Here is a 12,796-nt window from a genome sequence, read left to right as displayed (position 1 = left end):
CAGACCCGAGTTGATGTCTAAAGAGCGCCAGCCCAGCAGGACAGACGCAAATCACTTTGTTCTAACCTTCGAAAACAACCGCCTCGCGAGTGAGCTGTTCGGCCAGTTCGACCAGAATCTCAAACTCATCGAAGACCGGCTCAAGATCGACGCCCGAGCGCGGGGCAACACCGTGGCGATCTCGGGTGAATTGGCCGCGACGAACCTTGCCCGCCGCACGCTCGATTATCTCTACGACCGCCTGCAAAAAGGCAGCCCGATCGAGGCCTCGGATGTCGAGGGCGCGATCCGCATGGCCCAGGCCGCCGATGACCAACTGGTTTTCCCAGCGCTCGAAAAGAAGGCCAAGCTCTCGATGGGCCAGATTTCCACGCGCAAGAAAACCATCCATGCCCGCACGCCCAACCAGGACGTCTATATGCGGGCGCTGGAACGCTCCGAGCTCGTATTCGGAATCGGCCCGGCCGGCACCGGCAAGACCTATCTGGCGGTGGCGCATGCCGCCCAGCTGCTCGAACGCGGCGCCGTCGATCGTATCATCCTGTCGCGTCCGGCCGTCGAGGCCGGCGAACGGCTCGGCTTCCTGCCAGGTGATATGAAGGAGAAGGTCGATCCCTATCTCCGCCCGCTCTATGACGCGCTCTACGACATGATGCCCGGCGACAAGGTCGAACGCGCCATCACCGCCGGCGTGATCGAGATCGCGCCGCTGGCCTTCATGCGTGGTCGCACGCTGGCGAACGCCGCCGTCATTCTCGACGAGGCGCAGAACACCACCGCCATGCAGATGAAGATGTTCCTGACCCGATTGGGCGAGAACGGCCGCATGATCGTGACCGGCGACCCGAGCCAGATCGACCTGCCGCGCGGTGTCAAGTCCGGCCTCGTCGAGGCGCTCGAAATCCTTGATGGCGTCGAGGGTGTTTCGATTGTCAAATTCAGGGATGTCGACGTCGTGCGCCACCCGATGGTCGCCCGCATCGTGCGCGCCTATGAAGCCGATGGTGCCGCGAAGACGATCGCCACCCAAGCGAACGTGTGATGTCCGGCACTACCACGAGACTGGATATCCAGCTGAGCGTCGAATCCGGCGGCTGGCCGGATGAGGATGCGCTCACCAGCTTTGCCGCACGCGTGCTCGAACACACGGCAGGCTTTCTTGCATCAAATGCCGGGCAGCCCTTTCCCGACAGTGCCATCGAGATTTCACTGGTCTTCACCAGCGACGACGATATAAGGACTGTCAACGAGGCCTGGCGCGGCCAGGACAAGCCGACGAACGTCTTGTCTTTTCCCGCTTTTCCTCTGGCGCCGGGCGGTCAGCCGGGGCCGATGCTGGGCGATATCATCATGGCCGAGGAAACATTGCGCCGCGAGGCCCTTGACCTTGGCATTCCATTTGATGATCATCTAACCCATCTACTGGTGCATGGCTTCCTTCATCTGTTCGGCTACGATCACATGACAGATGAGGAAGCGGCGGTCATGGAAGGCCTGGAGACCCGCATTCTGGCGGAGATGGGCCTTGCCGATCCCTACGGGGAATGACCACAACGACAGTTGAGGCAATGAGCGAATATTCGACACGGTCGCATGATGCGGCAACAGAGCCATCGGCGCACAAATCGTCCGAGGATGGCACCACTTCCCCCAAAGGTGACAGTACCACCGCGCCCAGGCAATCGATCTGGGCAAAGGTGGCACGGCTCCTGCGGCCACAGAATGCGTCGAGCTTCCGCGAGGATCTCGCCGACGTGCTGGCGACCGAAGAGAGCGCCGCGATCGGCTTCTCGCCCGTCGAGCGCGCGATGCTGAACAATATCCTGCGCTTTCGCGAGGTCCGCGTCGAGGATGTCATGGTGCCGCGCGCCGAGATCGAGGCGATCGACCAGGACACCAAGATCGGCGAGCTGATGATGCTGTTCCACGAGACCGGCCGCTCGCGCATGCCTGTCTACAACGAGACGCTCGACGACCCCAAGGGCATGGTCCATATCCGCGACCTGCTGGGATTCATGATCAAGGAAAGCCGCAACAAGCGCCGCGCGCAGGCAAAGCCCGCGCCGCTACCGCTCCCGGACGGCACGGCAGCGCCGAGGGCGAGCGCCAAGAGCAAGCCCTTCGACCTCTCCCGCGTCAACCCGGACACCACGATCGCCGAAGCCGGCATCCTCCGGCCGGTGCTCTTCGTGCCGCCCTCGATGCTGGCCTCGGAACTGATGGTCAAGATGCAGGCCGAGCGCATCCAGATGGCGCTTGTCATCGACGAATATGGCGGCACCGATGGCCTCGCCTCGCTCGAGGACATCGTCGAAATGCTGGTCGGCGACATCGAGGACGAGCACGACGACGAAGAGGCGATGTTCACTCGCCAGGCCGACGACGTGTTCATCGCCGATGCCCGCGTCGATCTCGAAGAGATTGCCGCGGCGATCGGCCCCGATTTCGACATTGCCGAGCAGATCAAGGAAGTCGATACGCTGGGCGGCCTGATTTTCTCCGAACTCGGCCGCATTCCGGCGCGCGGCGAAGTGGTCCAGGCCGTGCCGGGCTTCGAATTCCACGTCCTCGACGCCGACCCGCGCCGCATCAAGAAGGTGCGCATCACCCGCAGCAAGACATCGCTGAAGAAGGCCAAGGCGCGGGAAGAAGCGGACGAAATACGGCAGATACCAGTTGCTGAAAAAGGTGACGGCATCTGATGCGGATTTCTCTTAATGGCGAGCGGTATTAAGAGATGTCCAAGAACGCGGCGATTTTTTGCCTTTTCACTGCTGGCTTGCTCTTTTTCGTTGCGGGCCTTGGTGTGGCATTGCCCGCGATCTGGGAAGGCGAAACATTCGTTATGTCGCGCAACGGCTCCGATAGGACCGTCGATTGGTCGTCTCCAATGTTTTATGTAACGGTGGTGTCTATGACTGTAATAGCCGCGATCGGTGTCCCGCTCATGTACGTAGCTTGTCTGGCCTGGAAACTACCCACCAAAAAATGAATCATGAGGCTTTTATGGGCAAGGTATCCTTTGCCTTCGAGATCAACAATTTGGACAGACTGGCGGCAAAATGAAGATCCGGCTGATACGAAACGCGTCGCTCAAGCTTGACATCAATGGCCGGACGATCCTCATCGATCCTTATTTCGCGCCGAAGCACAGCCTCGAATCCTTCGCGGGAAAGTCGCTCAATCCGCTGGTCGAACTGCCGGTGAGCATCGACGAGATCCTGGAGGGCGTCGAACTCGTCTTGGTGTCGCATCTTCATTCCGACCATTTCGACGAACTCGCCAAGACGATGGTGCCGAAACATCTGCCGCTGATCTGCCAACCCGGAGACGAGGAGACTATTCGCGCGGCAGGCTTCGAGAACGTGACGCCTCTCACCGACAGTATGGAATGGAACGGCATCACCTTCACCCGTGAGGAAGGCAGCCATGGCCTCGGACCCGTCGTGGATGACATGGGGCCGGTCATGGGAGTGACGATCGAGGCGGCTGGTGAGCCCAGGCTTTATTGGGCGGGCGACACGGTTTTCTATCCGGTCATCGCTGAGAATATCAGCTCGATCCACCCCGACATCATCGTCATCCACGCCTGCGGCGCCAAATGGGATGGCGACCTGATCGTCATGGATGCGGATCAGGCGATCGCGACCTGCGAAGCCGCACCAAGCGCAATCGTCGTGGCGACCCATATGGAAGCACTCGACCATGCGACCACTACGCGCGAAGACCTTCGCAAGCGTGCAGATGAGGCCGGCCTTGATCGCAACCGGCTGGTCATTCCGGCGGATGGCGAAACGCTCACATTCGCCGGCTGAACCGTTAAAACAGCCGGTCTCCGTAGCCGGCTAACGATCCGTCCGGCAGCCGCGGGCCAGTCACGACAGCATCCTCGCTGGCCGTGACGGGCCGCAGCAGCGGCCCTACCTTCAGCCAGCCGATGATCTCGCCCCGGCGGACATCGCGTGGCCATATCGGTTCGGCTTTGTCGGCGGGATGGCAGGAGAGGAACACGCCCGGCGCATCGGCGAAGATTTTCGCGTGCAACTGGATCGCCCGCTCGGTATCGAGCGTCAGCGATCCATCCGGCCCCTGATACTCCAGCGCGCCGATGCCATGCCGGTTCATCAGGTCGAGGACGGTCTGGCGGAGGGTCTCGTTCATCTCGGCTCGACCTCAAACAGCCCCGTGCCCGGCGACACCGAATCGCCATCCTTGAGCAGAATGCGCACGATCACGCCATCCATGTCGGCTTCCACGGGGTTGAGCATCTTCATTGCCTCGATGATCCCAAGCTGCTGGCCATCGCGGATTTCCGCGCCCTCGGTCACGAATGGCGGCGCACCCGGCGACGGCGAGCGATAGAAGGTGCCTGCCATGCCGGCGATGATGCGATGGCTGGTCAGCTGCTCCACCGGCGTATCGCGTGGCGGCTGGGATGTCGCCACGGCCGGCTCGGCCTCTTGGATGGCGTTGCCGCTGCGCTTCTTGGCAAGCCTTATCCGCATGCCACCTTCATTGACGTCGAGTTCCTGCAGGTCCGACGCCTCAAGTAGCCGCATCAGTTTTTCGATCAGGACCAGATCCATGCGTTCAGGCCCCAGCGAAGGATTTAACAGTGATGCCAGCGGCTTCGAGCGAGGCCCTCAGCTTGCGCGCGATCTCGACCGCATCAGGCGTATCGGAATGGACGCAGATCGATTCGACCGGCGTCTTCAGCAATTTGCCCGATGCCGTGATCACCCCGCCCTGTTCAAGCATGGCAAGGATACGGCGGGCGATATCATTGGCGTCGTGCAGCACCGCGCCGGGCAGCTTGCGATCGACGAGGAAACCTTCGTCGGTATAGGCGCGATCGGCGAAAATCTCCGACTTCTTCTCCAGCCCCATCTCGCCGGCGAGCCTATCCATTTCGCCCAAGGCGATCGTCAGGCAGATCAGCTTCGGATTGACGGCCTTGATCGCTCGCAACGCGGCCATCGCGACGTCCCTGTTCTGCTGGCCGAGATTGCCGAGCGCTCCATGCAGTTTGACAAACGTCAATTGATGACCCGCATAGACGGCCATCGCCTCGGCGGCGCCGATCTGGTAGGCGATCAGCCGTTCGGTCTCGCCCATCGTAAAGGGCATGTTGCGGCGCCCGAAGCCGAAGAGATCGGGGTAACCCGGATGCGCGCCTACCGCGACGCCCTTGGTCTTGGCTTCACCGAACGTCTTCGCCATCACCTCGGGATCACCGGCATGCATGCCGCAGGCGATGTTGGCGGAGGTGACGATATCGAGCATCGCCGCATCATCGCCCATTTTCCACGGACCAAAACCCTCGCCCATGTCAGAATTCAGATCGACCGTCAGCGTCATCACTTGCACCTCGTTTCGATCCAATCTCTAATCCGCTTTCGGCCCGGCTTCAATTCGCTGAGGAAAATCTTGCATGGTCTTTGCAAGAACAACAAACTGATATATCAGTCGTCAAGTCATATGGGAACTGCCATGTTGCACGGGGAAATCGAACCGCGTCTATCGCATGAAGGCACCGGCGCCATCCTGCTGGATGGGGCGGGTGCGGTGTTCGACGATTCCGTGCAGGAGAAAGTCTGGCGGCTGGCGCGTGATCTCAAGTTCATGCATGGCGTGCTCGAGACGGTGCCGGGGATGAACAACCTGATGGTCGTGTTCGATCCGTTGCTCCTCGATGCCTATGTCGTCGAGACGGCAATGCGCGACCTATGGGAGGTGCCTGCGCGAGGCGAGAACGCTGGTCGCATCGTCGATGTACCCGTATTCTACGGCGGTGCGGATGGCATGGATCTCGGGGATTTCGCTTCCGCCAAGTCATTGAGCGTTGATGAGGTGATCCAGCGCCACACGGCGCCGCTCTATTCGGTCGCCGCTGTCGGCGCCATGCCGGGCTTCGTCTATCTCTCCGGTCTCGATCCGTCGCTGGCCGCGCCACGTCTTGCCAATCCGCGCCAGGGCGTGCCCAAGGGCTCCGTTATCATCGGCGGCGGCCAGACCGGCATCATGCCGATCACGGCGCCGTCGGGCTGGCACATTCTCGGCCGCACGCCGCTCGATCTCTTCGACCCGAACCGCGCCCGTCCCGCGCTGTTCGCGCCCGGCGACCGGATACGCTTCGTCGCGGAGCGCATGACATGATCGAAATTCTCACATCAGGCCTGATGAATTCGGTACAGGACCTCGGCCGTCCGGGTTTCCTCGACCAAGGCATCGGCCGCGGTGGTGCAATGGATCGGCCCGCGCTCCGGATCGCCAATCTCCTGCTCGGCAATGACGAAGGTGCGGCGGCGATCGAAATCGCCATCTTCCCGTTCCGGATGAAATTCATTGAGCCGGCTAAATTTTCCGTGACGGGTGCGAATTGCCCCGCGATGCTGAATGGCAATCCGATCCCGCCCTGGTGGGCGCAGACGGCCAATGCCGGTGACGAACTCCGGCTCGACCCGCCATCCGAAGGCTTGCGCGCCTATGTCGCGGTCGGCGGCGGCTTGGATCTTCCGCAAGTGCTGGGATCGCGCGCGACTGATCTCAAGAGTGTTTTTGGCGGCTTGGAAGGCCGGGCACTGATCCGAGGTGATAAGCTGACGACTGGCTCCCTCTTCTCCCCAGCGGGGAGAAGTGCCGAGCGCATGCGAGGCGATGAGGGGGCTCCGCCCACCCGCTCATCCGGCGCTACGCGCCACCTTCTCCCCGCTGGGGAGAAGAGGGAGTTTGCGGGCCATGGCGCCGATCCCTATTACTTCCGCGAATGCCTGGGCGGCTCGCCCTCGGGCGAAGCGCTGACGTTGCGTGTGATGCCCGGCGCCGAATTCGACGCTTTCACCGACGGTGCACGCGAAGCGTTCTTCTCGACAGACTACGAAGTCTCGGCCGACAACAACCGCCAGGGCATGCGGCTCGAAGGCCCGGCTCTCGCGCTGACCTCCAAGCTCGAACTCATGTCGCATGGCATCATGCCGGGCACAATCCAGGTGCCGCCATCCGGCGCGCCGGTCATCCAGCTCGCCGAGGCCAATACCTGCGGCGGCTATCCGAAATTCGCCCATGTCATCGAGCCCGATCTGTGGAAGCTGGCGCAGGCTCCATCAGGCGCCACGATGCGTTTCCTCCGGATCGGTCGCGACGCGGCAGTCGAGGCAATCCGTGCGGACGAACTCAAGCTGCGGCGGCTCAACAACCTCATGCCGGCGGCCGCCGTGCGAAAAGCAGGATAGGACATGCAGGCAACGCATCCAATCATCGTCGCAGGCGCCGGGTTGGCCGGCGTTGGCATTGCGCGGGAGCTGGCAGTGCGTGGCGAGAGGGTGATCCTGCTCGACAAAGGTGAGCCCGGTCGTGGCACGTCCTTCGGCAACATGGCGAGCATTGCGGTCAACGGCTTCGATGCCGCCTCACGCCCTTCGACCTGGAAGAAGCTGCCGTTTTGGATGGTGAATCCGCAGGCGCCGGTAACGGCGGACCCGCTCTATGCGGTCAAGATGTTCCCGTGGTTCCTGCGGTTCCTGGCTGCCGGCCGGCCGAGGCGCATCCGCGAAATCGAGGACGCCGGCGCCAGCCTCGCCACCCGCGCGCTCGGTGATATCCGGAACCTGCTCGGCCAGATGGCTGCACCGGACCTGCTGAGCGAGGCGACCTGCCTGCAACTCTACGAGACCGAAAAAGCGTTCCAGGATGGCCGCGACAATCTCGAACTGATGGACCGCTACGGCCTGAAATACGAGGTTCTGGCCGGGGCGGCACTCCGCGAGCGTGAACCGCTGCTCAATCCTGATATCCTCAAGGCGGTACTGCTGCCGCAGAACCATTTCATCACCGATCCCTTCCGCTATGTCTCGGCCATCGTCGCCGATATGCAGAAGCACGGCGGCGAATCGCTGACCGGTGAACTGGCCCGCGTCGAGCGCGACGAGCGCGGCGTCACCGCCGTAATCCTGAAGGATGGCCGGCGGATCGAGACTGATCGTGTCGTCATCGCCATGGGCATGCAGACGGCCGATATTTCGAAGGCGCTGCACGAGCCGATCCCGCTGGAAACCGAGCGCGGCTACCATACCCAGATCATGGCGCCCGGTGGCGCATCGGGGCTCAGATATTCGCTGATCTGGCCGGAGCGCGCCTTCATGGTCACGCCGACAGCCGGCGGCATCCGCGTCGGTGGCTCGGTCGAGATGGCTGGGCTCACCCGCGCCCCCAACTGGCGGCGCGCCCGCATTCTCGTCGAGCATGCGAAATTCGCCCTGCCGTCGCTTAATGTGGAGAACACGACCGAATGGATGGGACATCGTCCGGCAACACCGGATACGGTCCCTGTTCTCTCGGCCTCGGTCACGACCAAGGGGCTCTATTATTCGACCGGTCATGGCCATCTCGGCCTGACCTATTCGGCCACGACGGGTATGCTCATGGCCGACATGATCATGGGCCGGACGCCGCCCGTGGATATGACACCTTTTCGCATCGATCGTTTTTAAGGAACTGCCGAAATGAGATGGAAGCGGACGATCCAGCTGGTGGATGTGCATTGCGAGGGCGAGATCGGTCGTGTCGCCACCGGCGGCGTGCCCAACATTCCCGGCAAGACGATTGCGGAGCAATTGAACCACATCAACACGGTGGACGATTCTCTCCGCCGCTTCCTGTGCCTTGAGCCGCGCTCCGGCCCGCTCGGATCTGCCAACCTGCTGGTGCCGCCCCGGCGCGAGGGCGCGGATGCCGGCTTCATCATCCTTCAGGCCGACCAGGCGCATGCGATGTCGGGTTCCAATGCCATCTGCGTCACGACCGCGCTGCTCGAAACCGGCATGGTCGAGATGAAGGAACCCGAAACCATCGTCATGCTCGATACCGCGTCTGGCCTGGTCAAGGCGACGGCTACCTGCCGCGACGGACGCTGCGAAAGCGTGACACTGACCATGCCGCCCTCCTTCGTCCATCAACTCGATCTCGAAGTGACGATCGATGGCCTCGGCACGATCAAGCTGGATATCTGCTACGGCGGCATCTTCTACGCACTGGTCGATGCCTCCGCTATCGGCACATCAATCAGCAAGGCCAATGCCCGCACACTGGTCGAGGCCGGCATGAAGATCAAGGCGGAACTCAACCGCAGCCTTGAGGTCGTGCATCCGGAGATCCCCGAAATCAGGGGCATATCCTATGTCATGTTCCGTGGTGAAGAGCCGGATGGCGCGGTTCGCACCTGCACCACGATGTGGCCCGGCCGTATCGATCGCTCGCCCTGCGGCACGGGCAGCTCCGCCAACCTCGCAACGCTCCATGCGCGCGGCAAGGCCAAGGTCGGCGACGTGCTGACCTCGCGCTCCACGATCGGCACGGAGTTCAAGGTCACGCTCAGCGGCGTCACCGAGATCGCGGGCCGGCCGGCGATCATTCCCACCATTACCGGCCGCGCCTGGACCTTCGGCCTGACGCAGATGGCCCTCGATCCTTTCGATCCCACCGCCGAGGGCTTCGCCGTGACCGACGTCTGGGGTCCGGAGGCTGGGGAAATTCGCTAGCGAAGTGTCGTTGTCCTGAAACAGCGTCTTGTTACCAGCGGAACAACAATCCGCTGTCCAGGCGCGATAATAGACCCAAGTCCGGAAAGACATACCGAATACGCGCCTTGCAAAAGACGTCAGTTGGAATAGTCTTTCATAAATCGTTTCAGGAGGCTCAGAACAATGAGCGGCATCAAGACATTTTATATCGGCACAGGTCTCACCCGCAGGCAGACGCTCGGCCTTGCCGGGGCGCTGGCTATTTCCCCTGCCTTCCCGTCATTCGCCTCCGACGAGATCGGCAAGGTGCTCGATGCCAAGGGCGAGGTGATGAGAACCCAGAACGACATCGAGGCCGCCATCCGCACCGGTGCAGCGCTGGCCAACAACGATCTCGTGGCCACCGGCGCCAAGAGCTTTGCGTCCATGACGCTCGGTTCCGACACCAAGATCCTGATGGGCGAGAACACGGAAGTGCTGCTCGACAGCTTCCTCGCCGAACAGGGCGGCGTGCTTGAGCTCGTGTCCGGCGACATGGTTTTCGACCGGCCCGAAGGCACGCCCAAGATCGACCTGACGATCCGCACCACATTCGGCCAGATCGGCGTGCGCGGCACCAAGTTCTTCACCGGCAAGAGCCGCGGCAATTTCGCGGTTTTCGTCGAGCACGGCCTAGTCGAGGTCAAGAGCGGCCAGACGCTGCGCAAGGTTGCCGCCGGCGAAGGCGTCGATATCGCGACCGATGCCAAGACCCGCTCGCTTTTCGGTGGCGACATGTCCGAAACAAAGAAATGGGGCAAGGGCCGCATCGAGGAAGCCTACAAGGCCGTCGGCCTGATGTAAGCCTTTCACAGACGAGCGAAATCGCAATGGCCGGGTTTCCGGCCATTTTCGTTTGCCGTTAATGCGTTCCGAAAACTGAGCCCCAGATATGGCAAGACCGTCATGGCCGGAGGGCGGTGCCATGACGGTCTCTTATAAAGCGGAACAAAGATAAGGGGCGTCTTTGTTTCCGCATCTCCGGGCCGGCGGGGGACGGGCCTGATCCCGGATCGTGGTGGTCAAGGGGCGACGACCACCATTAATGGATATTTGGTGCTTCAAATGTGGCATTTCAATGAATGGGCAAAGCCCCGACTGTTAAAAAACGTTAATGTGAAGGCCGCGTGATCGCGCGTCTTCTTCAAGTATTTAAGACTTCTCTAATTTTTGATTTCGACGTCCCCATGCGAGACAGTAAAATACTGCGCGCGGCTGCCGAGCGCGTCGAAAAGATGGCTGTCGGTGCCGGTCATGAAGGCCTGGCCGCCGAGATCGTCTATCAGGTCGAACAGCGCCTCGCGCCGCGCCTGGTCGAAATGGGCTGCAATTTCATCGAGCAGCAATATCGGCGCGAAGCCCGTCATGTTGGCGGTCAGGCGTGCATGCGCCAGGATCAGGCCGGTCAGCAGAGCCTTCTGCTCGCCGGTCGAGCAGCGCGCCGCATCCATGTTCTTGGCGACGTGGGTGACCAGCAGGTCCGTGCGGTGTGGACCGTCGAGCGTGCGCCCCGCCGCCTGGTCTCGATAGCGGGTCTCCTCCAGCATTCCGCGATATCGGTCCTCAAGATCGATCGCGGCGGAATCTTGCGCGTCGTCGAGGAAACCACTCAGCGCGAGGCCGGCAGCCGGAAAGGCACCCGCTGCCGCACCGTGACCGCCGAGCCTGGTCAGCAGCCCCAGCATTTCCGATCGCGCCATGGCCATGGCAACGCCGAGGCTGGCCATCTGCTGCTCGATGCCGGAAAGCCAGGTTCCGTCATGGCGGCGCTCCTCCAGCAGCCGGTTGCGCATCTTCATCGCCTTTTCGAAATCCGCCGCCCGGCGCCCGTGGGCCGGGTCGAGCGAAAGAACGAGACGATCGAGGAAGCGCCGCCGGTCGGAGGCGGGGCCGGTGAACAGCCCATCCATGGCAGGCGTCAGCCACAGCACGCGCAAATGATCGAGCAATTCGTCGGAGGACTTCACCTCGGTGCCATTGATGCGGACCTTGCGGGTACCGGCCTCGCCGGGATTGATGCCGGTCCCGATCTCCACTTCACCGTCCATGCCGTCGAGCCGGGTGAAGATCGAAAAGCCCCGGTCCATGCCTTCCTTGGCCGCATCGGCATAGACGGCGCGGCGCAGTCCACGGCCGGGCGACAGGAACGACAGCGCCTCCAGCAGGTTGGTCTTGCCGGACCCGTTGTCACCGGTCAGCACGACGTGACGTCCGTCAAAGCCGAGCGACGCTTCCGCATAGTTGCGGAAAGCGGTCAGTGTAATGCTCTGGATGGTGACTTTGCCGGGCATGAAATCGCGTCGCGGGAGGAGGCCCCGATCCTAAAGAAGTTCGTGACCGGATGGAAGGCCGAAGCCGCAATAGCCTGCTTCGCGCCATTGCGGAACACATGCGTCCCCGAAAACGACAGATAGGTCAAATTTTAGCGATTGGTTTGAGGAGGCCTTAGCGGGTCATCGGTAGATTGGTGTCATCGGCGGAGAGAATATCTGGAAAAACAGGAACCTTCGCCCCAACCAAACGGCACCAGGCCCGGCAACAAAAGGGCAGGCCGGAAAACGGGGATGACTGATATGTTTCCCAAGCTTATCGTCGCGGCTCTCGCGGCTCTGACATTCACCGCGGCAATCGTGCCCGAGGCCAATGCCTGGAACCTCGGCTCCCGCTCGCGCCACCAGCGCGCCGAGATGGCCGCCGCCCCGCTCGCCTTCCAGCTGTTCTGCCTCAAGAACCCCTCGGAATGCCGTAAGTCGCGCCGCTCGGTCGTCGCCTACACACCGAAGATCCGCGCGCTTCTCGTGTCGGTCAATGCCCAGGTCAACCGCTCGATCCGCCCACGCCGCGAGCGTGGCGACACATGGTCGATCAATCCGGCTTACGGCGATTGCGACGACTATGCGATGACCAAGCGCCACAAGCTGATCCGCGCCGGCGTGCCTGCCTCGGCCTTGAAGATCGCCGTCGTCCGCACCCGCCGTGGCGAGGGCCATGCGATCCTGATCGTCAAGACGACGTCTGGCGAATTCGCGCTCGACAATATCCGCAAGTCGATCGTCCGCCGCTCGCGGACCGGCTACCGTTTCGAAAAGCTCGTGTGATCTCAAAGCTCGTGTGACCGGCCGGGGCCGCGCCATCAAGCGGCCCTGACCCCCAGCACGGCGCCGGCCAGCGCGTTACAGGGCTGGCACCAACCCATAGCCTCACCGTCCGTCTCCGCGTCCCCGGAGATGGACCACCCT

Annotated in this window: 14 protein-coding genes; 10 read left to right on the top strand and 4 right to left on the bottom strand. The window is 62.2% G+C overall.

The genetic code is table 11. The features are described 5' to 3' along the window. Positions 1-13: 13 nt before the first annotated feature. The 4 genes from IHQ71_RS27305 to IHQ71_RS27290 all read left to right on the top strand — a co-directional run bounded on the left by IHQ71_RS27305 (position 14) and on the right by IHQ71_RS27290 (position 3,815). Entirely contained in the window at positions 14-1,042 is a 1,029-nt protein-coding gene (locus IHQ71_RS27305; RefSeq protein WP_374990060.1) for a PhoH family protein, read from the top strand. Continuing rightward, positions 1,042-1,548 carry an rRNA maturation RNase YbeY gene (gene ybeY / locus IHQ71_RS27300; RefSeq protein ID WP_258159534.1) on the top strand — a complete coding sequence of 169 codons (507 nt, stop codon included), beginning with the start codon at positions 1,042-1,044 and terminating at the stop codon, positions 1,546-1,548. The genes IHQ71_RS27305 and ybeY overlap by 1 nt, the downstream gene beginning before the upstream one ends. 20 nt (positions 1,549-1,568) lie before the next feature. After that, entirely contained in the window at positions 1,569-2,702 is a 1,134-nt protein-coding gene (locus tag IHQ71_RS27295) for a hemolysin family protein (RefSeq protein ID WP_258162968.1), read from the top strand. Between the two features lie 360 nt (positions 2,703-3,062). Further along, the gene (locus IHQ71_RS27290) at positions 3,063-3,815 is read left to right on the top strand and encodes an MBL fold metallo-hydrolase (protein WP_258159533.1); all 753 of its coding nucleotides are present in this window, start codon (positions 3,063-3,065) and stop codon (positions 3,813-3,815) included. Between the two features lie 4 nt (positions 3,816-3,819). Here the strand turns inward: IHQ71_RS27290 and IHQ71_RS27285 are convergent, their stop codons facing one another. From IHQ71_RS27285 to IHQ71_RS27275, 3 genes are read right to left on the bottom strand one after another with little or no spacing between them, the layout of a single operon-like run. Further along, on the bottom strand, positions 3,820-4,161 hold the full coding sequence (locus IHQ71_RS27285) for a hypothetical protein (RefSeq protein ID WP_258159532.1): 342 nt from the start codon (positions 4,159-4,161) through the stop codon (positions 3,820-3,822). Then, positions 4,158-4,586 (bottom strand): biotin/lipoyl-containing protein, encoded by a 429-nt coding sequence (locus tag IHQ71_RS27280; RefSeq protein ID WP_258159531.1) that lies wholly within the window; start codon positions 4,584-4,586, stop codon positions 4,158-4,160. The genes IHQ71_RS27285 and IHQ71_RS27280 overlap by 4 nt, the downstream gene beginning before the upstream one ends. 4 nt (positions 4,587-4,590) lie before the next feature. Continuing rightward, positions 4,591-5,358 (bottom strand): LamB/YcsF family protein, encoded by a 768-nt coding sequence (locus IHQ71_RS27275; RefSeq protein WP_258159530.1) that lies wholly within the window; start codon positions 5,356-5,358, stop codon positions 4,591-4,593. A 132-nt stretch (positions 5,359-5,490) separates the two neighbouring features. Here IHQ71_RS27275 and pxpB point away from each other — a divergent pair, with 132 nt between their 5' ends. The 5 genes from pxpB (at position 5,491) to IHQ71_RS27250 (ending at position 10,361) form a co-directional block, all read left to right on the top strand. Next, positions 5,491-6,156, top strand: a complete 666-nt coding sequence (gene pxpB / locus IHQ71_RS27270; protein WP_258159529.1) for a 5-oxoprolinase subunit PxpB — start codon at positions 5,491-5,493, stop codon at positions 6,154-6,156. After that, a complete protein-coding gene (locus IHQ71_RS27265) occupies positions 6,153-7,232 on the top strand; it encodes a biotin-dependent carboxyltransferase family protein (RefSeq protein WP_258159528.1) in 1,080 nt (359 codons plus the stop codon). The genes pxpB and IHQ71_RS27265 overlap by 4 nt, the downstream gene beginning before the upstream one ends. 3 nt (positions 7,233-7,235) lie before the next feature. After that, positions 7,236-8,489 carry an FAD-binding oxidoreductase gene (locus tag IHQ71_RS27260; RefSeq protein ID WP_258159527.1) on the top strand — a complete coding sequence of 418 codons (1,254 nt, stop codon included), beginning with the start codon at positions 7,236-7,238 and terminating at the stop codon, positions 8,487-8,489. Between the two features lie 12 nt (positions 8,490-8,501). Then, positions 8,502-9,536, top strand: a complete 1,035-nt coding sequence (locus tag IHQ71_RS27255) for a proline racemase family protein (protein WP_258159526.1) — start codon at positions 8,502-8,504, stop codon at positions 9,534-9,536. Between the two features lie 165 nt (positions 9,537-9,701). After that, the gene (locus IHQ71_RS27250; protein ID WP_258159525.1) at positions 9,702-10,361 is read left to right on the top strand and encodes a FecR family protein; all 660 of its coding nucleotides are present in this window, start codon (positions 9,702-9,704) and stop codon (positions 10,359-10,361) included. Between the two features lie 359 nt (positions 10,362-10,720). On the opposite strand, the gene recF is transcribed toward IHQ71_RS27250, so the two are convergent. Continuing rightward, the gene (gene recF / locus IHQ71_RS27245) at positions 10,721-11,848 is read right to left on the bottom strand and encodes a DNA replication/repair protein RecF (RefSeq protein ID WP_258159524.1); all 1,128 of its coding nucleotides are present in this window, start codon (positions 11,846-11,848) and stop codon (positions 10,721-10,723) included. Between the two features lie 273 nt (positions 11,849-12,121). Here recF and IHQ71_RS27240 point away from each other — a divergent pair, with 273 nt between their 5' ends. Continuing rightward, positions 12,122-12,655, top strand: a complete 534-nt coding sequence (locus tag IHQ71_RS27240; RefSeq protein WP_258159523.1) for a transglutaminase-like cysteine peptidase — start codon at positions 12,122-12,124, stop codon at positions 12,653-12,655. Positions 12,656-12,796 lie beyond the last annotated feature (141 nt).

The organism is Rhizobium sp. TH2 (assembly GCF_024707525.1).
GTDB lineage: Bacteria > Pseudomonadota > Alphaproteobacteria > Rhizobiales > Rhizobiaceae > Rhizobium_E.
Note: the sequence above shows the minus strand (reverse complement) of the source record. Positions and strands in the feature narration are given on the sequence as shown.

Bases quoted from the DNA above. Each gene is read 5' to 3' on its own strand.
- IHQ71_RS27250 (WP_258159525.1), top strand. From the start codon at position 9,702: ATGAGCGGCATCAAGACATTTTATATCGGCACAGGTCTCACCCGCAGG.
- ybeY (WP_258159534.1), top strand. From the start codon at position 1,042: ATGTCCGGCACTACCACGAGACTGGATATCCAGCTGAGCGTCGAATCC.
- pxpB (WP_258159529.1), top strand. From the start codon at position 5,491: ATGTTGCACGGGGAAATCGAACCGCGTCTATCGCATGAAGGCACCGGC.
- IHQ71_RS27305 (WP_374990060.1), top strand. From the start codon at position 14: ATGTCTAAAGAGCGCCAGCCCAGCAGGACAGACGCAAATCACTTTGTT.
- IHQ71_RS27285 (WP_258159532.1), bottom strand. From the start codon at position 4,161: ATGAACGAGACCCTCCGCCAGACCGTCCTCGACCTGATGAACCGGCAT.
- IHQ71_RS27265 (WP_258159528.1), top strand. From the start codon at position 6,153: ATGATCGAAATTCTCACATCAGGCCTGATGAATTCGGTACAGGACCTC.
- IHQ71_RS27290 (WP_258159533.1), top strand. From the start codon at position 3,063: ATGAAGATCCGGCTGATACGAAACGCGTCGCTCAAGCTTGACATCAAT.
- IHQ71_RS27295 (WP_258162968.1), top strand. From the start codon at position 1,569: ATGAGCGAATATTCGACACGGTCGCATGATGCGGCAACAGAGCCATCG.
- IHQ71_RS27280 (WP_258159531.1), bottom strand. From the start codon at position 4,586: ATGGATCTGGTCCTGATCGAAAAACTGATGCGGCTACTTGAGGCGTCG.
- IHQ71_RS27240 (WP_258159523.1), top strand. From the start codon at position 12,122: ATGACTGATATGTTTCCCAAGCTTATCGTCGCGGCTCTCGCGGCTCTG.
- recF (WP_258159524.1), bottom strand. From the start codon at position 11,848: ATGCCCGGCAAAGTCACCATCCAGAGCATTACACTGACCGCTTTCCGC.
- IHQ71_RS27260 (WP_258159527.1), top strand. From the start codon at position 7,236: ATGCAGGCAACGCATCCAATCATCGTCGCAGGCGCCGGGTTGGCCGGC.
- IHQ71_RS27255 (WP_258159526.1), top strand. From the start codon at position 8,502: ATGAGATGGAAGCGGACGATCCAGCTGGTGGATGTGCATTGCGAGGGC.
- IHQ71_RS27275 (WP_258159530.1), bottom strand. From the start codon at position 5,358: ATGACGCTGACGGTCGATCTGAATTCTGACATGGGCGAGGGTTTTGGT.